This window comes from Micromonospora violae, assembly GCF_004217135.1.
Lineage (GTDB): Bacteria > Actinomycetota > Actinomycetes > Mycobacteriales > Micromonosporaceae > Micromonospora > Micromonospora violae.
This window is the reverse complement of the sequence record NZ_SHKK01000001.1, coordinates 638508-661084: the sequence shown is the minus strand read 5'-3', so window position 1 is coordinate 661084 and position 22577 is coordinate 638508. Positions and strand designations below refer to the sequence as shown.

The window sequence follows — 22577 nt, the reverse complement described above, 5'->3', positions numbered from 1 at the left end:
CCTGATGCACCACGCCAACCACTTCTACGGCCACGCCCACGTGCTGGCCCGCTACGCCGGCCTCGGCGACCGGCACCCACCACGCATCAACGGGTACGTGCAGCACGGCTGGAACATCGGTGACGGCCTGGCCCCCGGGCACCCGTACGCCGAACGTACCCCCAGCCTGCTCTGGTCGGACCAGACCCGCCGCCGGGCCTGGTCGGTGGGGCGACGCAACGTGGTCGTCATCGGCGCGCCGTTCAGCTACCTGCTGGCCCTGCGCCCCGAGGAACCACCGGCCGAGGAGCGGGCGGGCACCATCTGGTACCCGTTCCACGGCTGGGAGGGCCAGCACGTCAAGGGCGACCACCGCAAACTCATCGCCCTCATCCGGGACACCGAGCCCGGCCCGGTCACGGTCTGCCTCTACTGGCACGAGTACCGGATGCGCAACGTGCGCCGGCTCTACGAGCGCGCCGGGTTCCGGGTCATCTGCCACGGCTACCGGGGGCACTGGTGGAAGGACACCGACCCGGAGTTCCTCGACCGGCAGCTCACCGAGCTGCGCCGGCATCGTCGGGTCGCGTCCAACCGGTTGACCAGCGCGATCTTCTACGGCATCGCGGCGGGTTGTGAACCGGCGGTCTACGGCGACCCGATGATCCTGTCCAACGAGGACCCGACCTTCGGCGGCACCGCTCGGATCCGACGGCAGTGGCCGCAGCTGCACGGCACCACGGTCGACCTGCCCACCGCGGTCGAGATCGCCCGCGCCGAGCTGGGCACCGACCACCGCTGCACGCCGGCCGAGCTCCGCGAGCTGCTCGGTTGGGCGAACCTCCAGGAGGAAGACCGTGACGACTGAGACGGCACCCGCCAGCCGGATCACCCTGCCGGGCGGCGAGATGCTGGCCTGGTCGGACCTGCCGCAGGACCGGCTGGCCAACGGTGGGCCCGTCGCCGCGCTGGCCGCCCGGCTGGTGCCGCCCGGCACCCGGGTGCTGGTGGCCGGTCCCCACGACCCGGCGCTGCTCGACCAGCTCAGCCACGCCGAGGTGACCTGCCTGCTGCGCAGCCACCCGGACGCGGTGGCGTTGGCGCACCGGGCCGCGCGGGTGGTGGTGGGCGGCCCGGCCGGGCTGCCCGCCGACGAGACGTACGACGTGGTGATCGCCGCCGCCGGACTGGACCCGGTGGAGTCGGTGGAGGGCACCCGGCTCGGCTGGGACGGCGTGCTGGCCCGACTCGCCACCGCGGTGCGACCCGGTGGCGCGTTGCTGCTGCACCTGGACAACCCGCTGGGCCTGCACCGACTGGTCGACAGCACCCCCTGGTACGCCCGCCGGGACGACTCCGCCTGGGAGATCGGCGGGGTGCTGGACCGCGCCCACCCGGCCAACCGCGACCAACTGCGCGAGCGGCTCGCCGTGGTGGGGCTGCGACCGGCTGCCTGCTGGGCCGCGTACCCCGAGGTCGGTGCCCCGACGGCGCTGCTGGACGCCGACCACCTCGACCGGGACGCGGGCTCCGGGCTGTTCGACGCGGTCCTGCACGGCGCCTGCGCCGGGGGTTTCACCGGTGCAGAGGTGCTCCAGGACCCGGCCCGACTGGCGGTGGACGCGCTGCACGCCGGGCGCGCCGCCGACCTCGCACCGGGCTGGCTGACGCTCGCCCACCGGCCCGCCGACCCCACCGACCCGGCCACTCCGACCGTCGACCGGGACCTGCCGGTGGCCCTCGTGCAGACCGGACGCCCCGGGCTCGGTGTGCTGGAGGTCCTGCACGGCCCCTCCGGTTGGCGTTGGGGGCTCATCCCGGCCACCGACGCGACGACGCCGACCGCCGCGCCGTTCGCCAGCCGCACGGCCGCGTACCGGGACGCCGACGCGCTGTCCGGGCCGGTGCCGGCCGGCCGGCTGCTGCGTACCCTGCTGCTCGACGCGGCCCTGCGCCGCGACCTGGTCACCGTACGCGCGCTGCTGCGCGGGTACGCCGGTTGGCTCACCGACCAGGCCGACCCCGACGGCCGGATCGCCGGCGCGGCGGCGCTGGCCGGCACCGACAACGTGGTGGTCGACGGCGACCGGTACGCGGTGCTCGACCCCAGCTGGCGGGCCGCCGCCGCGCTGCCCGCCGACGTGGTGCTGGCCCGCGGGCTGTGGCGCTTCGCCGCCGGCCTGCTCACCGGAGGGTACGCCCATCCGTGGCCGTCCACTCTCGACGTCGCCGGCCTGACCGTGGTGCTCGGTGGCCTCGCCGGCCACGACCTCGACCGCGCGACAGTCAGTGCGGCGGTCGAGGCCGAGGCGGCCATCGCCGCCGCGCTGCACGGGCTGGACGTCGCCGGCCGGGTCGACCTCGCCACCGACCTGCACGCCGTCGCGCCGACCGACCCGCCGGCCGGGCAGCACAGTTACCAGCAGTTGCGTGAGGCGTGGCTGCGCCAGCGCGAGGAACTCACCCGGCTGACCGCGCTGACCGCATGGACCGAGGAGCTGCTCACCTCGCGGGAACGGGCGCTGCGCCGGGCCGAGGCGACGATCGGCCTGCTCAGCGGGTCGCTCAGCTACCGGGTGGGCCGGCTCGCCATCACCCCGGCCCGGCTCGCCAAGCGGGGTGCCCGCGCGGCCAAACGCCGGGCCACCGCGGCGCTCTCCCCCAAGCAGGAGGAGCAGCAGTGACCGACGTACCGCCGATTGGGGGCAGCGCGGCGCCACGGATCGTCGGCATCGTGCAGGCGCGCATGGGTTCGTCCCGGCTGCCCGGCAAGGTGCTCCGCCCTCTCGCCGGGCGTTCCGTGCTGGGCCGGGTCGTCCGCGCCGCCCGCGACAGCGGCGTCCTGGCCGACCTGGTGGTCGCCACCAGCACCGACGCGGTCGACGACGCGGTGGCCGCCGAGTGCGCGCGGCTGGACGTGCCGTGCCACCGTGGCCCGGTCGACGACGTGCTGGACCGGTTCGTGGGCGCACTCGCGGCGCACCCGGGGGACGCCGTCATGCGGTTCACCGCCGACTGCCCGCTGCTCGACCCGGAGATCATCACCCTGGTCGCGTCGGTGTACCGGGCGGTCCCCGGGTTGGACTACGCGAGCACGTCGATCGCCCGTACCCTGCCCCGAGGGCTGGACGTCGAGATCATCCGAGCGGAGACCCTGCGCACCCTGGGCCAGCTCGCCACCGACCACCACCGGGTGCACGTCACCTCGTACGCGTACACCCATCCGGAGCTGTTCCGGGTGCTCGGGGTGACACTCACCCCGGACCGCTCCGCGCTGCGGCTCACCCTCGACACCGAACAGGACTGGGCCCTGGTCAGCGCGATCATCGACCACTTCGGGGACATCAGCGTGCCGCTGACGAAGCTGGCCGACTGGCTCGACGGTCAACCCCGGCTGCGGGCCCTCAACGCCGACGTACGACAGAAGCTGTTGGAGGAGTCCTGAGCACCCTGAAGGTCGGGTTGCGGTGCGACGCGGGGCCGCGGCGCGGCGTCGGTCACCTCGTCCGCTGCCTGGCGCTCGCCGAGGAGTTCCTCGCCCGTGGCGCCGACGTCACCGTGTTCGGCACCGTCGAACGGCTCGACTGGGCCGTCGCGGAGCTGGCCGCGCGCGGCATTCCGCTGCTCCCCGGCCCGGACTCGGCGGCCGAACTGGTCGAGGCAGCCCGCCGACACCACCTGGACGTGCTGGTCCTCGACTCGTACGAGCTGGACCCGGCCGGGGCCGGCGCGCTGCGCGCCGCCGGCGTGTTCACCCTCGCCATCATCGACGGCGACAGCCGGGGCCAGGTCGCGGACCTCTACCTCGACCAGAACTTCGGAGCGGAGCAGCCGAGCCTGGGCTCCGGGGCAGAGCTGCCGGCTCCGGGCTCCGGGGCAGAGCTGCCGGCTCCGGGCTCCGGGGCAGAGCTGCCCGGCCTGGGCTCCGGGGCGGAGCTGTCCGGCCTGGGCTCCCGGGCAGGACTGCCGGGCCGGCTGCTCGCCGGCAGTGGCTACGCCCTGTTGCGCGACACCGTGATCAGCGCCCGGCCACCGGTCGTCCCGCCCGCCACGGAGGTCAGCCGCCCCCGGGTGCTGGCCTTCTTCGGCGGCACCGACGCGGTCGGCGCGGCCCCGGTCCTGACCCGGGTGCTGGTGGCCACCGGTCACCCGATGGACCTCACGGTCATCGTCGGGCGACCCGAGATCGAGGCGCAGGTCGACGACGTCGCCCCGGGCCGGGGGCAGATCATCCGACCGGTCCCGCCCACCACCGAACTGCCGGCGCTGATCACCGGAGCCGACCTGGTGATCAGCGCCGCCGGCACGTCCACCTGGGAACTCTGCTGCCTCGGCGCGCCCAGCGCACTGGTCTGCGTGGTCGACAACCAACGTGAGTCGTACACCCGGGTGGTACGGCACGGCCTGGCCGCCGGCCTCGGCGAGCTGTCGGCGCTGACCACCGCCGGCGTCGCCGGACGTGCCGCCCGCGCCACGGCGGCGCGGACCCTGCACGGGTTGCTCAGCTCACCGCAGCGCCGCGCGACGCTCGCCGCACGCGCCTGGTCCACCGTCGACGGTCAGGGCCGCACACGAGTCGTAGACGCGGTACTCAACGCCACCCACCCCGCCAACGCCTAACACCCGCCCGCCCCCGGCCCCCTGCCCCCGCCCCGTCGTCCCGTCGATCATGGAGTTGTGGTGGGTGACAAATCACCCGTGTCACACTAATTCAGGCACCACAACTCCATGATCGACGGGTCAGGGGTGATCGACGGGCCAGGGGGCCTTGCCGGGGAGCGGCGGGTTGGCGCTAGCACGGGTGTACGAAAGTGCTGCTAGGGTGGCCGTATGACGCAGGTCGCCTACCAGCCGTCGATGCTCGACCTGGCCGACGCCGGGCCGACCCTGGGGCCGCTGCCCGGCCAGATCCGCCGGCACCAGCTCAGCCGGGGCGCCTGGGTCGACCACCTGCCCGGCTGGGTGCGCGGCTCCGACGCGGTCCTCGACACCCTGCTCACCCAGGTGCCCTGGCGTGCCGAACGGCGCACCATGTATGACGCCGAGGTCGACGTGCCCCGCCTGCTCTGCTGGTACGACCGCGCGAGGCCACTCCCCCACCCCGTGCTCACGGCCGCGCGGGCGGCGTTGAGCGGGCACTACGCGCCGGAGCTGGGTGAACCCTTCGTCACCGCCGGCATGTGCCTCTACCGCTCCGGGCGCGACAGCGTGGCCTGGCACGGCGACACCATCGGCCGCTCGGCGCACACCGACACGGTCGTCGCGATCGTCTCCTTCGGAGCACCCCGACCGCTGCTGCTCCGCCCCCGCGGCGGCGGCGAGAGCCTGCGCTTCCCGGTGGGCCACGGCGACCTGATCGTGATGGGCGGCTCCTGTCAACGCACCTGGGAACACGCCATCCCCAAGACCACCCGTCCGGTCGGCCCCCGGGTGAGCGTCCAGTTCCGCCCCCACAACGTCGCCTGAGCCGGCGACCCGCTGCCCGCTTCGAGCGGCCGTGGGACAGCTAGGACGGGACCAGACGTTCGAGGCGGCCGCGGACCTCCTCGGCTGCCGGGTCGCCCACGTCCTGGTAGATCCGCGCGGCCAGGCGCCACGCGGCAGCGGCGGCGTTCCGGTCGCCCATCGCCTCCCGGGTGTCCCCGAGCCGGATGAGGGTCTCCGCCTCGTGGTACCGGTCCGCGGAGTCGCGGAAGAGCGTGATCGCCTGCTCGTAGCAGTCAGCCGCGCGGTCCCGGTCACCGAGGCGGTCGTAGGCGAAGCCGAGGCTGTCCAACGTCGCGGCCTGACCGTTGCGGTCGTCGGTCCGTCGTTGCTGCTCAAGGGCCTCGGTGCAGCTGGCGATGGCCTGGACGTAGTCGCCGGTGCTGGCGAGCAGCCAACCGATCGCGTTGAGCGTCCGGGCTTCGCCCGCGTGGTTGCCGACCAGCCGGTAGAGCCGCAGCGCCTCGCGACCGTGCGCGAGCGCCTCGTCGAGCCGGCCGTCCAGATAGCAGAGTTCGCAGTAGTTGTGCAGCGTCTGGGCCTGGCCGATCGGGTCGCCGAGACGTTCGTGCAGCTCAAGGGCGCGCTTGAGCCGGTACTCGGCCATGACGCGGTCGCCCAGTCGGGTCAGCGCGCGGGAGACCAGCCGGTTGGCGACGGCCTGACCGGCGAGGTCGTCGATCTTCTCGGCGGCCGCCAGCGCGACCCCTTGGATGGCGAGCTGGTCCTGCCAGAGACCGCGCGGGGCCACGAAGGTGTTCAGCGCCCACGCGAGCTGCCAGGCGTACGTTTCGAAGCCGCTCTCGGCGGCCTGTCGGACCACCCGGACCAGCACCCGATGCTCCGCCGTGAACCAGGCCAGCGCGCCGTCGTGGTCGGTCACCGGCCGCCGGGCGGGCACCGGCAGCGGCGGCACCGGCTCGATCCGCGGCCACTGCGGCTGGAGCAGCAACGCAGCCGGATACGCGGCGTGCAGGTAGTGGTCGTACAGGCGCTGTCGGGCCAGGCCGCGTTCGTCGCCGCGCTCCGACGAGTGGGCGAGCTCGGCCGCGTACGCGCGCAGAAGATCGTGGAAGGCGAACCGGCCGGGCGCGTGCTCCGCCAGCAGGTTGAGCCGGGTCAATTCCCGCAGCAGCGGCGTCACGGCCGCGGCCGACACACCGGCGAGCGCCGCGGCCGCGGCGACGGTCAGGTCCGGGCCCGGATGCAGCCCCAGCAGGGTGAACAGCCGGGCCGCGTCCGCGCCCAGGGCCAGGTACGACCAGGAGAACACACGCCGGACGTCGCCGTCGGCCAACGCGTCCAGCCTCGCCTCGGCGGAGTGCAGTTCGGCGGCGATCGCGCTGAGCGGAAACGTGGGATGGGTCGCGGCGCGCGCCGCCACGATCGACAGTGCCAGCGGGAGGCGCCCGGCGGTATCGATGATGTCGGCCACCGCCACCGACTCGGAGGCGAGCCGGCTGACCCCGAGACGTCTGGCGAGCAGGCTCATCGACTCGTCCGCCGTGAGCACGTCCAGTGTCAACGGGATGGCGCACTCGGCGGCGATCAGGCCGCCGAGCCGGTCCCGGCTGGTGACCACGACCAGGCAACTGCCCGCACCGGGCAGCAGGGCACGCACCTGGGCGGAGTCGCGGGCGTTGTCGAGCACCAGGAGCATTCGACGGGAGGCCAGCAGGCTGCGGTAGAGACCGGTCCGGGCCTCCAGGTCGGAGGGGATCCGGGCGTGGGGCACGCCGAGCGCTTCGAGGAAACCGGACAGCGCATCGGCCGGGGACACCACGCCCGCTTCGTCGTAGCCGCGTAGGTTCACGTAGAGCTGGCCGTCCGGGAAACGGTCGGCGACCCGGTGCGCCCAGTGCAACGCCAGGGCCGTCTTGCCAACTCCGGCCATGCCGGACACCACCGAGATGGCCACACTCGTCGGCCCCTCAGCCCCGGTGCCCAGAAGCCCATCGAGGGCCGCCAGTTCGACGCTGCGTCCGACGAACTCCGGCACCGCACGTGGCAGTTGCTCGGGGCGCTGAATGAGCGGCTCCACTGCCGTGTCCGGCGCCGGCCGGTCCGGCCCCGGTGGTGCTTGCGCCGCCAGCCCCGGGCGGTGATGCAGGATGTCGTCGTAGAGGGTGACGAGCTCGGGTGCGGGATCGAGGCCGGTCTCGTCCGCCAGCGTCTGACGGGCCTGCCGGAAAGCATCCAGCGCGCCGGCCACGTCTCCGATGCGGTACAGGCCCACCATCAGCTGGCCCCACGCCCGCTGCCGCAGCGGGTGCCGTTCGAGCAGGCCGCGCAAACGGTGTACGACGTCGGCCGGCGCGCCGAGGGCCAGCACCACCTCGGCGTAGTCCTCCTCGACGAGCAACCGACGTTCCTCCACCTGCGCCACCCGCCGAGCCAACGTCGAGCGCAGCGGCAGGTCGGACAACGGCGCACCACGCCACAGGCCCAACGCGGCGGAGAGTTCGGCCTCGGCGCGGTCCAGATCGGAGGCGGCGAACGCCTCCCGGCCCCGCGCCGCCGCGGCGTCGAACAGGTCCAGGTCCCGTTCGTCTGGGCCCACCCGCAGCAGGTAGCCGCCGCCCGCGGCGGTTATCCCGTCCCAGGTCGCCCCACCGCCCAGCGAGCGCCGCAACCCGCGCACATAGGTGCGGAGGTTCGCGGCGGCCGACGCCGGCTCCTCGTCGCCCCACAGCATCGCGGTCAACTCGTTGGTGCCGACGACCTCATTCGGGCGCAGCAGCAGGGTCGCCAGCAGGAGACGCTGCTTCACCGAGCCCAGTGGAACCGACCGGCCGTCGCGGTACACGCGGAACGGGCCAAGGAGTTCGAAACGCAACCAGGCACCTCACCTGTGGGCACTGCCATGTGCCGCCGCACGCACCACACCCGGACAACGCGGGTATGTACGCCAATTGTGCGGCGGTTGTACCGGCCCCACCGTACCGTTCCACCGTCCACACCGCCCCATCGACGAGCATCGGGCCATCCGGCCTGGCCGCACGACGATCCCAACCCGGATTGGATCACAGTTAATGAATTCCAGGATTGGTGCGCTACTGACGGCTGTCGCACTGACGTTCACGACGATGGTCGTGACGGCGGGTCCGGCCTCCGCCGCCACGGCCCCATGCCGCCAGTACACGTACGGCTTGGGCGGTAGCGGTAACTGCGTCAAGGCGATCCAGGGAATCGCGAACGTCATCTCGATCACCAACTCGGCCCGCCGCGAAGCCGGTCCGATCGCCCGGGACGGCCACTACGGCCCCAAGACCGAGGCCGCGATCATCAAGATCCAGCGCGCGGCGGGGATCGGTGTCGACGGGTGGGTCGGCCCGCAGACCTGGGCGGCGCTCTGCTACTACGGCGCGTTCTGGGGTAACGACATGCAGGCCAAGGCCGACTACCGCTGGGCGAAGTCCTACGCCTGCTGATCCACCCCTCGCCCGCGCACGGTAGGTCCGGACCCGATGGGTCCGGACCTATTCGTACCACCTGGCACGGCGGCTGCCCTAGAGGAGGCCGGCCAGTTTGTAGAGGACCAGGGAGCCGGCTACCGCGACGTTCAGGCTGTGGCCATGGCCGACCATGGGAATCTCCACCGCCGCGTCCAGATGATCGAGCGCCTCGGGCGGGATGCCGGTCGCCTCGTGGCCCAACAGCACCACGGTGCGGCCCCGAGCGGCGGGCAGATCACCGAGCCGGACGGCTTCGTCGGCCAACTCCACCCCGAGGACCCGGGTGCCGGCGGCCCGTTCGGCGGCCAGCCAGCGCAGCGGACTGCCGACCCGGTGAACGCAGCCCGGCCGCCGCAACGTGTTTCCCCGCGCGATGGCCTCGTCCACCCAGCGGAACGGTGGCACGGCGAGGCAGGCGCCGACCGCGTCGCAGGTACGTAACAGGGTGCCCAGGTTCGCGCCGTGCATCGGCCAGAGTGGCGCGGCGATCAGGTGACCCCAGCAGCGGTGCGGCCGGGGCCGGCGGGCGGCGCGCAGCTCACGCCTCGGCCGGACCCGGATAGCGGCGCTCACGCCGCGCCGGCGACTCCGCCGGACAGAACAGACATCATCGGGAAGGTGCTTAGCGGTGCACCCGAACCATCACCGGGAACAAGGCCCTCACCATACCGCGCACCCAGCGAGTTGGTTGACCATGAAGTTGTTGCCCGGAACACCGGAGTGTCCGGGCAACAACGTCATGATCGACGCAGGTGTGGGCCTGCGGGTCAGTCGCGTTCGATGAGGTGGCCTACCACCGTTGGGCCGAGCATGACCGCGAAGCCGCTGCCGTCGCGGCGGGGATCCGCGGCGGGCAGTTCCACCGGGTCGCCGGTGGCGGTCGCGCCGACCGGTCGCGGGCCCACCCAGGCGACGGCCACGTCCGTCTCACCCTTGAGGAAGCGGTGCGCGCGCACGCCGCCGGTCGCCCGCCCCTTCGCCGGGTACGCCTTGAACGGCGTCACCTTGACCGTCGCCCCGGTGGAGGTCACCACCATCGGCTCGCCGTGCACCGGATCGTCCGTGCGGACCGCGCCGAAGAACGCCACCCGCGCCCCGGCCGGCAGGTTGATGCCGGCCATCCCGCCGCCCTTGAGCCCTTGCGGACGGACCAACGTGGCGGGGAAGCGCAACAGCGACGCCTCCGAGGTGACGAAGGTCAGCGTCTCGGTGCCGTCGGTCAGCCAGGTCGCCCCGACCACCTCGTCACCGTCGCGCAGACCGATCACCTCGAACTCGTCGGAACGCACCGGCCACTCCGGCGCGCAGATCTTCACCGCACCCTGCCGGGTGCCCAGCGCGAGCCCCGGCGAGCCCTCCGCCTGCGCGCCCAGCGGGGCCAGGCCGACGACGGTCTCCCCGGCCGCCAACGGCACCAACTCGGCCGCCGACATGCCGCCGCGCAGTGACACCGTGCCGGCCTGCTCGGGCAGCACCGGCAGCGGCAGGACGTCGACCTTGAACGCCCGACCGGCGCTGGTCAACAGCAGCACCCGACCACGGGCCGTGGAGTGCACGATCGCGCGTACCGTGTCGTGCTTGACCCGGCCGTTGCGGCGACGCCCCTCGGCGCTCTCCTCCGACTCGGCCGCGGTCCGGGCGACCAGCCCGGTCGCGGAGAGGATCACCTGGCACGGGTCGTCGGCGACCTCCAGCGGGCCGGCCGGCGCGGACGCGGCCAGCACCTCCTTCAGGTCACCGTCGACAAGCGTCGTACGACGGTCGGTGCCGAACTGCTTGACCACGGCCGCCAGCTCGTCGGAGACCACCTTGCGCAGCACCCGCTCGTCGTCGAGGATCTTGCTCAGCTCGGCGATCTCGGCGCGCAGCCGCTCCTGCTCGGTCTCCAGCTCGATCCGGTCGAACTTGGTCAGCCGGCGCAGCGGAGTGTCCAGGATGTAGGTGGCCTGGATGTCGGAGAGGCCGAACCGGCTCATCAGCCCGTCCTTCGCGGCCTGCGCGTCGTCGCTGCCCCGGATCAGCCGGACCACCTCGTCGATGTCCAGCAGCGCGATCAGCAGACCGTCGACCAGGTGCAGCCGCTCCTGACGCTTACGCCGACGGTACGTGGTGCGTCGGGTGACCACCTCGTAGCGGTGGGCCAGGAAGACCTCCAGCAGCGCCTTGAGGCCCAGCGTGCGCGGCTGCCCGTCGACCAGGACCAGGTTGTTGACGCCGAACGACTGCTCCAGCGGGGTCAGCCGGTAGAGGTCGGCGAGCAGCGCCTGCGGGTTGACCCCGACCTTGCACTCGACGACGAGCCGGGTGCCGCTCTCCCGGTCGGTAAGGTCCTTGACGTCGGCGATGCCGGTCAGCCGCTTGGTCTTGGTGACCTCGTTGGTGATCGCGGCGATGACCTTCTCCGCGCCGACGCCGTAGGGCAACTCGACGACGGTGATCGCCTGACGGCCCCGGCTGCCCTCGATCGGGCCGATCTCCACCTTGCCGCGCATCCGCACCACGCCACGCCCGGTCTCGTACGCCCGACGCACCTCGTCCAGGCCGAGCAGCACCCCACCGGTGGGCAGGTCGGGGCCGGGGACGAACTCCATGAGCTTGTCCAGAGTGGCGTCCGGGTGGTTGATCAGCCAGCGGGCCGCGGAGACGACCTCCGCCAGGTTGTGCGGGATCATGTTGGTGGCCATCCCGACCGCGATCCCGGACGCGCCGTTGACCAGCAGGTTGGGGAAGGCCGCCGGCAGCACGGTCGGCTGGGTCAGCGACCCGTCGTAGTTGGGCTCGACGTCGACGGTGTCCTCGCCCAGCTCACCGACGAGCAGCATGGCCTCGCGGGACATCCGCGCTTCGGTGTAACGGCTGGCAGCCGGGCCGTCGTCCGGGGAGCCGAAATTTCCATGCCCGTCGATGAGTGGCACGTTGAGGGAGAAGTCCTGCGCGAGGCGGACCATCGCGTCGTAGATCGCCGTGTCGCCGTGTGGATGATACTTGCCCATCGCATCCCCGACAATTCGGGCAGACTTCACGTGCCCGCGATCCGGGCGGTAGCCCTGCTCGTACATCGACCAGAGGATGCGCCGGTGCACGGGCTTGAGGCCGTCGCGGGCGTCGGGCAGGGCGCGGGAGTGGATGACCGAGAACGCGTACTCCAGGTAGGAGTCGGAGACCTCGGTGACCAGCGGGTTGTCGAAGACCCGCGCGCCGGCCTGGTCGAACGAGGAGAGGTCGACCTTGTTTTCCTTGCGGCGTGCCATGACTCAGCTCTCCCCTTGGACAAGACAGGTGATCATGCGTCGATCGCATCGCGGTCGACGCGGTCGGCGGAGTCGATGAGCCAGTTGCGGCGCGGCTCGACCTTCTCGCCCATCAACAGTTCGAGGATGCGTTCGGCGGCGTCGACGTCGTCGAGGGTGATCCGGCGAACGGCACGGGTGGCCGGGTTCATCGTGGTGTCCCACAACTCGTCGGCGTCCATCTCACCGAGACCCTTGAACCGTGGGATGGGAGTGACGATCTGCTTGCCGGCCTTCTCCAGCTTGCGGACCGTCGCCTCCATCTCGGCCTGGGTGTAGGTGTAGGTCGTCTGCGGGCTGCGCCCCTTGGTGGTGATCTTGTGGAGGGGCGGCATCGCCGCGTAGAGCCGACCGGCCTCGATCAGCGGCCGCATGTAGCGGGCGAAGAGGGTGATCAGCAGGGTACGGATGTGCGCGCCGTCCACGTCGGCGTCAGCCATGATCAGCACGCGGCCGTAGCGCAGCGCGGCGAGGTCGAAGGTCCGGCCCGAGCCGGCCCCGAGGACCTGCACGATGGCGGCGCACTCGGCATTGTCCAGCACCTGCTGGAGGTTGGCCTTCTGGACGTTGAGGATCTTGCCCCGGATCGGCAGCAGCGCCTGGTATTCCGAGGAACGCGCCATCCGGCTCGTGCCCAGGGCGCTGTCACCCTCGACGATGAACAGCTCGCTGCGGTCGATGCCGGTGGCCCGGCAGTCGACGAGCTTCGGCGGCATGGACGCGCCCTCCAGGGCGGTCTTGCGCCGGGCGGCGTCCTTCTGTTGCTTCTGGGTCAGGCGCACCCGGGCCGCGTCGACGATCTTCTGGAGGACGGTGCGCGCCTCGGCCTTGGTGCGTCGGTCCTCCAGCCAGGCCTTGACGTGCGCGTCGACCAGGGACTGGAGCACCTTGGTGATGCCGGTGGTGGAGAGCTCGTCCTTGGTCTGCGAGGTGAACTGCGGCTCCGGGATCCGCACGTGCACCACCGCCGTCATCCCCTCCAGGACGTCGTCCAGGGTGGGGGGCTCCTCCTTGGCCTTGAGCAGACCACGGGTGTTGCGGATCGCGTCGGCGAGCGCGCGGACGAGGGCCCGCTCGAAACCCTTGCGGTGGGTGCCGCCGTGCGCGTTGCGGATGGTGTTGGTGAAGCACTCGACGGTGCGTTCGTAGCCGGTGCCCCACCGGAACGCCACCTCGACCTCGGCGCGCCGCTGCACGTTGGACTGCATGACGCCGTTGGCGTCGGCGGCGTTCTCCCGGTAGGTGCCCTCGCCGTTGACCAGCAGGATGCCGGAGACCGGCCGGTCGCCGGCCGGGGCGAGGAACTCCACCATGTCGCTGAGCCCGTTGGGGAAGTGGAACCGCTCCTCGGCGGGCGCCTCGCCGGTCAGGTCGCGCAGCAGGTAGGTCACGCCGGGGACCAGGAACGCGGTGTTGCGCAGCTTCATCCGGACGGCGTCGACGTCGAGCGCCGCGCCGGTCTCGAAGTAGCGGGCGTCGTGCCACCAACGGATCGAGGTGCCGGTGCGCTGGCCGCGCTTCATGGCGCCGATCACCTGGAGCCCGGGGCCCGGGGTGAAGGGCGCATCCGGCCCGTCGCCGTCGAAGATGCCCGGGACGCCGTGCCGGAACGACATGGCGTGGACCTTGCCGGCCCGGCGGACGGTCACGTCGAAGCGGCGCGACAGCGCGTTGACCGCCGACGCGCCGACGCCGTGCAGACCGCCGGAGGTCTTGTAGCCGGAGCCGCCGAACTTGCCGCCCGCGTGCAACCGGGTCAGCACGAGCTCGACACCGGAGATGCCGGATTTGGCGTGCACGTCGGTCGGGATGCCCCGGCCGTCGTCGTCGACCTGCACCGAACCGTCGGGGTGCAGGATCACCTCGACGTGGCTGGCGTGACCGGCGACACCCTCGTCGGTGGAGTTGTCGAGGATCTCGTTGACGAGGTGACCCACGCCACGGCTGTCAGTGGAACCGATGTACATGCCGGGCCGCTTGCGGACAGCGTCCAGCCCCTCAAGGTGGGTGAGGTCATCGGCCCCGTACAGGGTGTCAGGCTCTGCGGTCAACTGGTCGTACTCCCCGGTCTCGGCGGTGTGCTGCCGGTCACCGGCGACATCAGCCGGCGTGGCGCGCCGCAGCGAGCCTAGCCCGAGGCTAGGACAACGCCAGGAGGACCTACGCGACCCGCCGCGCGTGGCACGCCGGACGTGAGCCAACGAACACCCGCCGACTGATCATGAAACCACGCAGGGACAGCGCGACGCCCCGACCCCCCGGGTGGCACCGCGCGGCTGCGGACAGCGCAACGCGCCGGCCTCGACGCGCTACGGCGTCCTGCCTACCGGCGCGTGTCGTTCATCGAACGAATCTGTTACAGGCCATTGACGCCCGTCGCGCCGAGGTGATCTGATCGCGCCTCAGAGAATCTTTCATCTTTCGATGTATGGGGGCCCCATGCCCAGGTTCCGGCGTACCGCGCTCGCCGCGGGACTGACGATCGCCATGGCCGCGCTGTCGACCGCCGTCGCGCTGCCCGCACCCGCCTCGGCCGCGTTGCCCACCGCCGCGGTGGCACTCGGGGACAGCTTCATCAGCGGCGAGGGCGCCGGGGCGTACACCCCGGTGGTCGACGCCAACGGCGTCAGCCAGGGCTTCCCCGGCTGGACGGCGGCGAACAACAACGCGTTCTTCTGCCACCGTTCGGCGAACGCCTCGCTGCACAAGGCCAACCTGCCGGGCATCCAGAACCGGTTCAACCTGGCCTGCTCCGGTGGCCAGCCACACGACATCGCCAACGCCTCCCAGTCGCGGACCAACGGTCGTACGGTGGCCTCGCAGCTGAGCCAACTGCGTGCCGTCGCGCAGACCCAGGACATCGACCTGGTGCTGATCGGCCTCGGGTCCAACAACAGCTCGTTCACCTTCGGTAGCGTCGCGGAGAAGTGCGCCAACCGGTTCATCGCCGACGCCTGGACCGGCTGGTGGGAGTTCTGGGCGTACCTGAACGGGCCGGTGGAGCAGAAGCCGTGCAGCGACGCCGACCTGGCCACCGCCGCGCAGCTCAGCGCCGCGACCGCGGAGACCACCGCGGCCGTACGCCAGATCCTGACCACCCTCGATGAGGTGGACGCGGACGGTCAGCACCGGGTGGTGTTCCAGGACTACACCAACCCGCTGCCGCTGGACCTGAACCAGCAGTTCCACGAGGAGGACAGCCGGGACGACACCCGGGACAAGTTCCGCGCCCTGGGTGCCGAGCGGTACGCGGCCGGATGCCCGATCCACCGGGCCAGCCTGGCGCCGGGGCACCGCTTCTCCCAGGGTCTGGGCGGCATCGTGAAGTCCACCAGGGACGCCCTGGCCGCCGAGTTCCCCGGCGACGACCTGGTGTACCTCAACGTGCAGCAGGCCTTCAACGGCGCGCGGCTCTGCGAGCAGACCAGCAGCCCGACCGGCGCGCTGGCCACTCCGATCCGCTTGCAGGACGGCGCGACCGGCACCTTCGTCACCAGCCTCGCCGGCAAGGACAAGATCGCCATCCAGCGGATCGCCAACACCTGCGTCAGCTACTTCCAGACCTGCCAGGAGTCGTGGCACCCCAACGCCACCGGGCACCAGGTGCTCGGCCAGTGCCTGAGCGGAGCGGCGTCCACCAGCGCCCGGTCGGTGGCCTGCGTCCGTGCCAGCAACGGGACGATCTCGGTCTCCTGACCGCACCGCCATCCGGAGGGCTCCGCCAACCGGCGGGGCCCTCCGCCGCGTCCGCCGCCGACCGCTACCCACCGGTAACGTCAGGACGTAGGCTGGGCCGGTGAACGGGGACCCGGAGTACGCGCAGGAGTTCGTCGACGTCGCCGGTGGCCGGCTGGGTGTGCAGGTCTATCCGGAGCCGGCCGGAGCGACGGACGCGCCGGTGGTCGTGATCTGGCCCGCGATGGGCGTGCGCGCCCGGTACTACCGGCCCTTCGCCGCCGAGTTGCGCGCCGCCGGGCTGGCCGTGGTCGTGGCCGACCTGCGTGGCACCGGGACGAGCACGCCCGCACCGAGCCGGGCGGACCGGCACGGTTACGCCGACCTGGCCGACGACGTGGGCGCCGTCCTGGCCGCCCTCAAGCCGCGGCTGGACGGACGCACCCGACTGCTGCTCGGGCACTCGCTCGGCGGGCAGGCCGCGCTGCTGCACCTCGCCCTGCACGGCGGCGACGAGGTGGACGGATTGGCGCTGATCGCGGTCGGCATCCCGTACTGGCGGACGTACCCGGGCCGGCGCGGCCTCGGCGTGCTGCCCTACACCCAGGGAATCGCCGCCACGGCGGCGCTGCTCCGGGTCTGGCCGGGCTGGGGTTTCGGCGGTCGACAGGCGCGCGGCGTGATCCGTGACTGGGCGTACACCGCGCGGACCGGCCGGTTCCCCCGGCTCGACGGTACGGACACCGAGGCCGCCGTCCACGCGGTCCGGACCCCGGTGCTCGCCATCAGCGTGGACGACGACCAGTACACCCCGCACGAGACCATGGACCACCTCTGCGCGAAGCTCGACGGCGCGCCGGTGACCCGGCAGCGGTACACAGTGGCGCAGGCCGGGACGGCGTTGGACCACTTCACCTGGGTCCGCGCGAGCGGCCCGCTGGCGCGGCGGATCGCCGGGTTCGCCAGCGACCTGCCGCCCCGCTGACCGACACCGGCCCGATCGGCGTGCCGCGACCGGTACCGGTCGGTCGGCGAGCGGCGGCCCGCTACTCGTCCTGGTCCAGCGGCACCAGCTCGCCGTCGCGCTCCACCTGGATCTCCGCGTGCTCCTTCCGGGGTGCGACCTCGGCGGTGTTGCGGTGTGGGTCGTTGCCGGGGTGCATGAGCACCGCGTCAGTCTTGGGGGTCTTCTCCCGGTTCTCGTCCGGCTGCGACATCGCGTTCCCCTCTCGTCGGCGTCGCTCGGGATCTACCCACCACCGGGCGAACGACTCCTGCCCGGGCGGGGTCGACCCGCCGACGCCCCGGATGTCCGGGTAGCTGCCCGTCACGGCGTGGATCGGCCCGCCCGGGGCGGGGTTAGCCGCCCGAGCGGCGGGTAAGCCGCACCGCCCGACACGGCGGAAGGGGATCACATGTCCGAACGGCACACCGCACTGCGCTCGATGCACGATCTGGGCCTGGCGGCCTGGTTTGGCGGCTCCCTCATGGGTGCCTTCGGCGTCAACGGCGCGGCGGCGAGAATCAGCGACTCGACCCAGCGGCTCCCGGTCGCCTCGGCCGGATGGTCCAAGTGGACTCCGGTCAACGCGGCCGCGATCGGCGCCCACCTGGCCGGCGCTGTCGGCGAGTTGGTGACCGAGAGCCCACGGGTGGCGGCCCAGTCCGGCGTGGGCCGGGCCAGCGCCATCAAGACCGCGTTGACCATCGGCGCGCTGGCGGTCACCGGCTACAGCCGGTTGGTCGGCATGCGGTTGGAGAAGGCCGGCGGCCCGTCGGTGAGCGGCGCGACCGAACCGAACCAGCAGACCCCAGCCAGTGTGGCCTCGTCGCAGCGGCAGATGAAGCTGCTCCAGTGGGCCATTCCGGCGCTGACCGGAACCCTGGTGGTGGTCACCGCGTACATGGGTGAGCAGCAGAAGCCCGGCCAGGTGTTCCGCGGGATGCTCGGTCGCGCCGGTGGGATGAAGGGCGCCTCGAAGAGCATGATCAAGATGGCGGGAATGAGCAACGGCAAGCGACCGATGGCGATGGCCGGACGCTGAAGCGCCGGGCCGGCCGGCGTCCCGCCGCCACCTCGACGGCGGGGCGCTGACCGGCCGTGCGACGAGATCGGGCGGGCGGTCCGGGCCCGAGGACGGCACATCGTCCGCCGGTAGCGGCGGACCGACGAGCGGGGTGGCCATGACGGCGGACGAGGGACGCGGCGGGAACAACGACCGGCTGGAGCCGGAGGCGACCAGGCCGTGGGGCACCGGCGACGACTTCGACGCCGACGCGCCCTGGGGCACCGGCGACGACTCCCCGATGGACGAGGGCAGTGAGGAGACCGCGGTGCCCGAGGGGCGGCGCGGCGAACGGCGCGCGGGCGCCCCGACGGGCCGGTCGGACCCGGCGGGACGACACGGTTTCGGCTCGGTCGAGCCGACCCGGACAACGATGGCCGGACCGGGTGCCCCACCCGACCCCGCCCCCAGCGGCCGGAGCTTCCCCGACGACGCGGACATCGGCGAGTCGACCCAGGACGCGCTCCGTAGCCGGGGACGGCGCTCCTGAGCGGACCCGCGCCCGGCCGTCCGACGACCGGGCGGCACGGAACGCGACGATCAGCTCGTCGTCGGGACGGCGTGATCGGCGAGCATCGTCTCGGTGAGCAGCTGCGCCAGCCGGGTGGCGTCGCGTTGCGCCTGCCCGGCGCAGCAGTTGTTGAACAGCACGTGCACCTCATCGGGGTGACCGGCGAACGCGGCCAGCAGCCCGGCCCAGTGCCGCAGCTCGTCGTCGGCGTACGCGTAGCGGAACCTGTCCTCCTTGTCGCCGTCGCCCCAGGCGTCGCTGTGTCCATGGAACCGGACGATCGCCGGCTCGGCCGTCATGGTCAGCATCGGTGGCACCGACGACGGGTGTCCCTGCGGCATGTCGACGCAGACCACCGACAGGTCATGGGCGCGGAGCAGGTCCAGTGTGTCCGCCGCGGCGGCGGCGTCGAACCAGGAGCCGTGCCGCAGCTCCACCCCCACCCGCCACGGGCGGCAGCGCTGCGCCAGCTCGACGATCCGGCGTTCGGCCGCGGGGCTGCGCACCAGCCATGGGGGGAACTGCATCATCACCACACCGAGCTTGCCGGCCGCCGCGATCGGGTCGAGGGCCGCGCGGAACCGGGCCCACAGCTCGTCGTACGTCCGCTCGGGCAGGTCGCGGCGGCGGATCCGGCTCGGGCCGACGGCCGGACGCAGGTCCCGGGGTAGCACGGCCACCGGCGTCGGATGACCGGTGAAGAGGCTGAACGCCTTGACGTCGAAGGTGAAGTCGTCCGGGGTGGCGGCCACCCAGCCCTGGGTCGTCTCCGGCACCGGGATGGCGTAGTAGGACGTGTCCACCTCGACCAACGGGAACCGGCTGGCATAGAAGCCCAGCCGACGCGCCGGCGTGCTGGCCGAGCGGGGGTACCACCCGGAGCGCAACAGGGACTGGTCCGCCCAGGACGACGTGCCCACCTTAATGACACCCATGTTGTTCAGTGGACAGCCATCGGCGCGGATCGGCAACCGCTGGCGGGTCGTGCGTCGACAGGTGTGGTGCCCGGAAGTGTCGGTCCCTCGCCCTACGGTGACACCCAGTGGACATCAACGAAGGGTGGCGGCATGACCAGCACGCGGCAGCTCACCGGTGAGCGCACGGACCTCCTGCAAGCGCTCCGCCGGCACCGCGGTTTCCTCTTGCAGACCGTCGACGGGCTCACCGACGAGCAGGCGGCCACCCGTCCCACCGTCAGCGGCCTCTGCCTCGGCGGCCTGATCAAGCACGTGACCGGCGTCGAGCACCGCTGGATGCTCTTCGCCGTCGGCGGCGCCGAGGCGATGAGCCGCGAGGAGGTCGACTGGGTCGGTCAGTTCCAGATGGCGCCGGGCGAGACCCTCGCCGGGCTGGTCGAGGGGTTCCAGCAGGTGGCCGACCAGACCGACGAGTTGGTCGCCACCCTTGACCTGGACGCGGCCCACCCGCTGCCGGAGGCACCCTGGTTCGAGCCGGGAGCGAGTTGGACGGTCCGCCGGGTGCTGCTGCACCTGATCGCCGAGACGTCCCAGCACGCCGGGCACGCCGACATCCTGCGCGAGTCGATCGACGGTGCCAGGACGATGGGCTGACCCTGGCGTGCGCGGTCGGCGCGTGCTGACCGCGCGCTGACCGCGTCCGGCCTCAGCGCAGCCGGGCGTGGTGCCGGCTCTCGCTGGTCCGGTCCCTGGCGTAGGCGTCGGCGTGGCCCCAGCGGCCCGGGACGTCCAGCAGCTCCAGCCGACCCAGCCCCTCGGGCACCGCGGGGTTCACCAGCAGGTTGTCGCCGGTGGGTCGCAACCCGAGGGTGGTGGCCAACAGCGACAGCAGCGCCCCGGACGACCACGCCTGCGGGCGGGCGGCCCCCGGCAACTGGACCGGATACTTCGTCAGGCTGCGCTCGTGGCCGGCGATCGCCTCCGGGACCGCCCCACCGAGAGTCTGCGCCAGGTCGAAGATGCTGCCCGCGACCGTGGCGGCCTGCGTGTCGAAGCGGTAACGGCGCAGCCCGGCGGCGATCAGGGCGTTGTCCGCCGGCCACACCGCACCCAGGTGGACGCCGACCGGGTTGTACGGGCGCTGCCCGGTGGCGAAGGTGCGCACCCCCCAACCGCTGAACAACCGCGGTCCGACCAGGTGCTCGGCGACCGCCTCCGCGCGGTCGGGCGGAACGATGCCGCTCCACAGCAGATGCCCCATGTTGGAGGCCAGCGCGTCGACCGGCTCACCGTACGGGTCGAGCGCCAACGCGTAGTACTCCCGGCGGGGCAGCCAGAAGTCCCGGTTGAAACGGTCCTTCAAGGCGGCGGCTTCCCGCTCCAGCCGGTCGGCGTACGCGGGGTCGCCCCAGAACTCCCGGGCCAGCCGGGCGCCGCGCCGCTTCGCGTCGTACGCGTAGCCCTGCAACTCGCAGGTGGCGCGGGGAAAGGCGGGTTGCTGGCCGTCGGCGCTGGCGATCCCGTCCGGGGAGTCCTTCCAGCCCTGGTTGATCGCGCCGTGCCGCTCGTTGCGACGCTGGTACCGCACGTAGCCGTCCCCGGTCAGGTCGCCGTACTCGTCGATCCAGTCCAGCGCCATCCGGGCCGGGTGGCGCAGCTCGCGTACCAGGTCCGCGTCACCGGACCACCGCTCGTACTCGTCGAGCAGGACGACGAAGAGCGGGGTGGTGTCCGCCGCGCCGTAGTACAGCGCGCTCGCCCGGTCGCCGAACGCGCCGGACTCGCCGTAGCGGAGGTGCGCCAGGATCTTGCCCGGCTCCTCGTCCAGATCGTCGTCGAGCTGGCCGCCCTGCATGAAGGCCAGCATCCGCAGCGTCGCCGGGGCCAGCTGCGGGGTGAACGCCAGCGTCTCCAGACAGGTGAAGATGCTGTGCCGTCCGCACAACCACATCGCCCACGGCAGGCCGGCGATCGGCACTCTGGTGTCGTACGACAGCGGCCGGTACCGCAGCGCCGCCAGGTCGGCGAGGCTGCCCCGGTACATCTCTTCCAGCCCTTCGCGTTCGGCCACCAGTTGCGGCGCCTGGTTCATCCAGTCCGTCAGGCTCTCGCGCATCCCCGTCCGCACGGCCCGCTGGTGGGACTCCAGGGAGTCGCGGATGTCCTGCCCGTCCGCGCCGCCCATGGTCAGGGCGACGTGCAGGTCGGTCTCCCACTTCCCCTCCGGGGGGATTCGGATCCGGAACGTCATTCCTCGCTCGTCCACGTCGGCGTCGACGGTGCTCCGCACGGTGGTCTGGCGGACGAAGCGCTGCCGTTGATACCGCAGCATGAGCTGCCGGTTCGCCGAGTCGGCGGTGATCTCGACGGCCCGCTCGCGCGGGTGCCCGATCTCGGCGATGTCGGTGAAGTCGCTGCCCATCTCCATTCGTATCGTGAAGTCGGCGGGCTGCGGCGAGTGGTTGAGCACGGTGATCTTCTCGTGCAGACAGTCGTGGATCGAGCGGTGGCGGATGATCGACACGTCGGCGTCGACGTAGTGGCTGGCCGCGCCGGGGACCAGGAAGAACCGGGTCTCGAAGTACGTCATGTCGTCGCGGGAGAGCGCGTTGATGCGTTCGCCGTTGATCCGGAGCACCCAGTGCGACAGGAAGCGGGTGTCGTACGCGAAGAGCCCGACCGGTTCCCGCGGGTCGGCCTCGATGTCGCCCTGGGCGTCGAAGATCGCGAACACGTTGCCGGCGATCACGTGCAGCAGTTCCTGCTTCACGACCGTTCCTCCCGAGCGTCCACCGCGCGCTGGCCCAGCTCTCGCGGATGACGGGCGCCGGTCGGCCCTGCGAAGATCCGCCGCAGCAGCATCAGCAGTCGCATGTTGCCCTGCACGGTCAGTTCGTTGCGCAGCATTGCGGCACCGGGATGCAACTCACCGTTGGCCATCTGGTCGAACACCGACCGGTCCGCGCCGACCACCAGGTCGGCGTCCTCGGTCGACCGCGCCACCTGGACCTGCTGGTCGCGGATGGTCAGGTACCAGTGATCGGTGCTGCCGTCGTCGCGCACGTCCAGCCGCAGCGTCCCCACGGTGGTCTCCGGCAGGTCGGGACGCCGGTCAGCGTCCAGCTGTTGCAGGTACTGCTCCGCTGTCGCGCCCATCAGGTCCCCTCCCCACGGCTCCAGGCAGGATCACCCGGGTCGGG

At 72.2% G+C, this 22577-nt stretch carries 19 protein-coding genes; 11 read left to right on the top strand and 8 right to left on the bottom strand.

Annotation, left to right across the window (positions count from 1 at the left end):
* Positions 1 to 4: 4 nt before the first annotated feature.
* The 5 genes from EV382_RS02940 to EV382_RS02915 all read left to right on the top strand — a co-directional run bounded on the left by EV382_RS02940 (position 5) and on the right by EV382_RS02915 (position 5445).
* Positions 5 to 847, top strand: coding sequence for a hypothetical protein (locus tag EV382_RS02940; RefSeq protein WP_130400106.1), 843 nt, complete (start codon positions 5 to 7; stop codon positions 845 to 847).
* Positions 837 to 2663 carry a class I SAM-dependent methyltransferase gene (locus EV382_RS02935; protein WP_130400105.1) on the top strand — a complete coding sequence of 609 codons (1827 nt, stop codon included), beginning with the start codon at positions 837 to 839 and terminating at the stop codon, positions 2661 to 2663. Before EV382_RS02940 ends, EV382_RS02935 begins: the two co-directional genes overlap by 11 nt.
* On the top strand, positions 2660 to 3424 hold the full coding sequence (locus EV382_RS02930; protein ID WP_279636431.1) for a cytidylyltransferase domain-containing protein: 765 nt from the start codon (positions 2660 to 2662) through the stop codon (positions 3422 to 3424). Before EV382_RS02935 ends, EV382_RS02930 begins: the two co-directional genes overlap by 4 nt.
* The gene (locus EV382_RS33205; RefSeq protein WP_244236897.1) at positions 3421 to 4599 is read left to right on the top strand and encodes a PseG/SpsG family protein; all 1179 of its coding nucleotides are present in this window, start codon (positions 3421 to 3423) and stop codon (positions 4597 to 4599) included. Before EV382_RS02930 ends, EV382_RS33205 begins: the two co-directional genes overlap by 4 nt.
* Before the next feature lie 210 nt (positions 4600 to 4809).
* Entirely contained in the window at positions 4810 to 5445 is a 636-nt protein-coding gene (locus EV382_RS02915; RefSeq protein WP_130400104.1) for an alpha-ketoglutarate-dependent dioxygenase AlkB, read from the top strand.
* A 40-nt stretch (positions 5446 to 5485) separates the two neighbouring features.
* Here the strand turns inward: EV382_RS02915 and EV382_RS02910 are convergent, their stop codons facing one another.
* Positions 5486 to 8233: an AfsR/SARP family transcriptional regulator gene (locus EV382_RS02910; protein ID WP_244236517.1), complete on the bottom strand. Its 2748-nt coding sequence runs from the start codon at positions 8231 to 8233 to the stop codon at positions 5486 to 5488.
* A 379-nt stretch (positions 8234 to 8612) separates the two neighbouring features.
* Here EV382_RS02910 and EV382_RS02905 point away from each other — a divergent pair, with 379 nt between their 5' ends.
* Positions 8613 to 8894, top strand: coding sequence for a peptidoglycan-binding domain-containing protein (locus EV382_RS02905; protein ID WP_208758299.1), 282 nt, complete (start codon positions 8613 to 8615; stop codon positions 8892 to 8894).
* 78 nt (positions 8895 to 8972) lie between these two features.
* On the opposite strand, the gene EV382_RS02900 is transcribed toward EV382_RS02905, so the two are convergent.
* From EV382_RS02900 to EV382_RS02890, 3 genes are all read right to left on the bottom strand, one after another.
* Positions 8973 to 9491 carry a TrmH family RNA methyltransferase gene (locus tag EV382_RS02900; RefSeq protein WP_130400101.1) on the bottom strand — a complete coding sequence of 173 codons (519 nt, stop codon included), beginning with the start codon at positions 9489 to 9491 and terminating at the stop codon, positions 8973 to 8975.
* Positions 9492 to 9685: 194 nt separating this feature from the next.
* Positions 9686 to 12169, bottom strand: coding sequence for a DNA gyrase/topoisomerase IV subunit A (locus EV382_RS02895; protein WP_130400100.1), 2484 nt, complete (start codon positions 12167 to 12169; stop codon positions 9686 to 9688).
* Between the two features lie 32 nt (positions 12170 to 12201).
* Complete coding sequence (locus tag EV382_RS02890; protein ID WP_130400099.1) at positions 12202 to 14259, bottom strand: DNA gyrase/topoisomerase IV subunit B; 2058 nt, start codon at positions 14257 to 14259, stop codon at positions 12202 to 12204.
* Between the two features lie 388 nt (positions 14260 to 14647).
* On the opposite strand from EV382_RS02890, the gene EV382_RS02885 reads away from it, so the two are divergent.
* Together EV382_RS02885 and EV382_RS02880 are read left to right on the top strand one after the other, a co-directional pair.
* A complete protein-coding gene (locus tag EV382_RS02885; RefSeq protein ID WP_130400098.1) occupies positions 14648 to 15904 on the top strand; it encodes an SGNH/GDSL hydrolase family protein in 1257 nt (418 codons plus the stop codon).
* A 100-nt stretch (positions 15905 to 16004) separates the two neighbouring features.
* Complete coding sequence (locus EV382_RS02880; RefSeq protein WP_130400097.1) at positions 16005 to 16868, top strand: alpha/beta hydrolase family protein; 864 nt, start codon at positions 16005 to 16007, stop codon at positions 16866 to 16868.
* A 61-nt stretch (positions 16869 to 16929) separates the two neighbouring features.
* Here EV382_RS02880 and EV382_RS32545 read toward each other — a convergent pair whose 3' ends face one another.
* Positions 16930 to 17100, bottom strand: coding sequence for a hypothetical protein (locus tag EV382_RS32545; protein WP_165435703.1), 171 nt, complete (start codon positions 17098 to 17100; stop codon positions 16930 to 16932).
* Positions 17101 to 17298: 198 nt separating this feature from the next.
* Here EV382_RS32545 and EV382_RS02875 point away from each other — a divergent pair, with 198 nt between their 5' ends.
* Together EV382_RS02875 and EV382_RS02870 are read left to right on the top strand one after the other, a co-directional pair.
* Complete coding sequence (locus tag EV382_RS02875; RefSeq protein ID WP_130400096.1) at positions 17299 to 17928, top strand: hypothetical protein; 630 nt, start codon at positions 17299 to 17301, stop codon at positions 17926 to 17928.
* A 139-nt stretch (positions 17929 to 18067) separates the two neighbouring features.
* A complete protein-coding gene (locus EV382_RS02870; protein WP_130400095.1) occupies positions 18068 to 18439 on the top strand; it encodes a hypothetical protein in 372 nt (123 codons plus the stop codon).
* Between the two features lie 50 nt (positions 18440 to 18489).
* Here EV382_RS02870 and EV382_RS02865 read toward each other — a convergent pair whose 3' ends face one another.
* Positions 18490 to 19395, bottom strand: a complete 906-nt coding sequence (locus EV382_RS02865) for a DUF72 domain-containing protein (protein ID WP_130400094.1) — start codon at positions 19393 to 19395, stop codon at positions 18490 to 18492.
* A 132-nt stretch (positions 19396 to 19527) separates the two neighbouring features.
* Here EV382_RS02865 and EV382_RS02860 point away from each other — a divergent pair, with 132 nt between their 5' ends.
* On the top strand, positions 19528 to 20031 hold the full coding sequence (locus tag EV382_RS02860; RefSeq protein WP_130400093.1) for a DinB family protein: 504 nt from the start codon (positions 19528 to 19530) through the stop codon (positions 20029 to 20031).
* A 52-nt stretch (positions 20032 to 20083) separates the two neighbouring features.
* Here EV382_RS02860 and EV382_RS02855 read toward each other — a convergent pair whose 3' ends face one another.
* Positions 20084 to 22147, bottom strand: a complete 2064-nt coding sequence (locus EV382_RS02855) for an amylo-alpha-1,6-glucosidase (RefSeq protein ID WP_130400092.1) — start codon at positions 22145 to 22147, stop codon at positions 20084 to 20086.
* Positions 22144 to 22533: an SCP2 sterol-binding domain-containing protein gene (locus tag EV382_RS02850; protein WP_130400091.1), complete on the bottom strand. Its 390-nt coding sequence runs from the start codon at positions 22531 to 22533 to the stop codon at positions 22144 to 22146. Before EV382_RS02850 ends, EV382_RS02855 begins: the two co-directional genes overlap by 4 nt.
* Between the last annotated feature and the right edge of the window lie 44 nt (positions 22534 to 22577).

What these genes read in the sequence shown, in the direction of transcription:
- EV382_RS02940 (WP_130400106.1), top strand. Translation starts at nt 5, where the DNA reads ATGCACCACGCCAACCACTTCTACGGCCACGCCCACGTGCTGGCCCGC.
- EV382_RS02915 (WP_130400104.1), top strand. Translation starts at nt 4,810, where the DNA reads ATGACGCAGGTCGCCTACCAGCCGTCGATGCTCGACCTGGCCGACGCC.
- EV382_RS02895 (WP_130400100.1), bottom strand. Translation starts at nt 12,169, where the DNA reads ATGGCACGCCGCAAGGAAAACAAGGTCGACCTCTCCTCGTTCGACCAG.
- EV382_RS02885 (WP_130400098.1), top strand. Translation starts at nt 14,648, where the DNA reads ATGCCCAGGTTCCGGCGTACCGCGCTCGCCGCGGGACTGACGATCGCC.
- EV382_RS32545 (WP_165435703.1), bottom strand. Translation starts at nt 17,100, where the DNA reads ATGTCGCAGCCGGACGAGAACCGGGAGAAGACCCCCAAGACTGACGCG.
- EV382_RS02875 (WP_130400096.1), top strand. Translation starts at nt 17,299, where the DNA reads ATGTCCGAACGGCACACCGCACTGCGCTCGATGCACGATCTGGGCCTG.
- EV382_RS02870 (WP_130400095.1), top strand. Translation starts at nt 18,068, where the DNA reads ATGACGGCGGACGAGGGACGCGGCGGGAACAACGACCGGCTGGAGCCG.
- EV382_RS02865 (WP_130400094.1), bottom strand. Translation starts at nt 19,395, where the DNA reads ATGGGTGTCATTAAGGTGGGCACGTCGTCCTGGGCGGACCAGTCCCTG.
- EV382_RS02860 (WP_130400093.1), top strand. Translation starts at nt 19,528, where the DNA reads ATGACCAGCACGCGGCAGCTCACCGGTGAGCGCACGGACCTCCTGCAA.
- EV382_RS02850 (WP_130400091.1), bottom strand. Translation starts at nt 22,533, where the DNA reads ATGGGCGCGACAGCGGAGCAGTACCTGCAACAGCTGGACGCTGACCGG.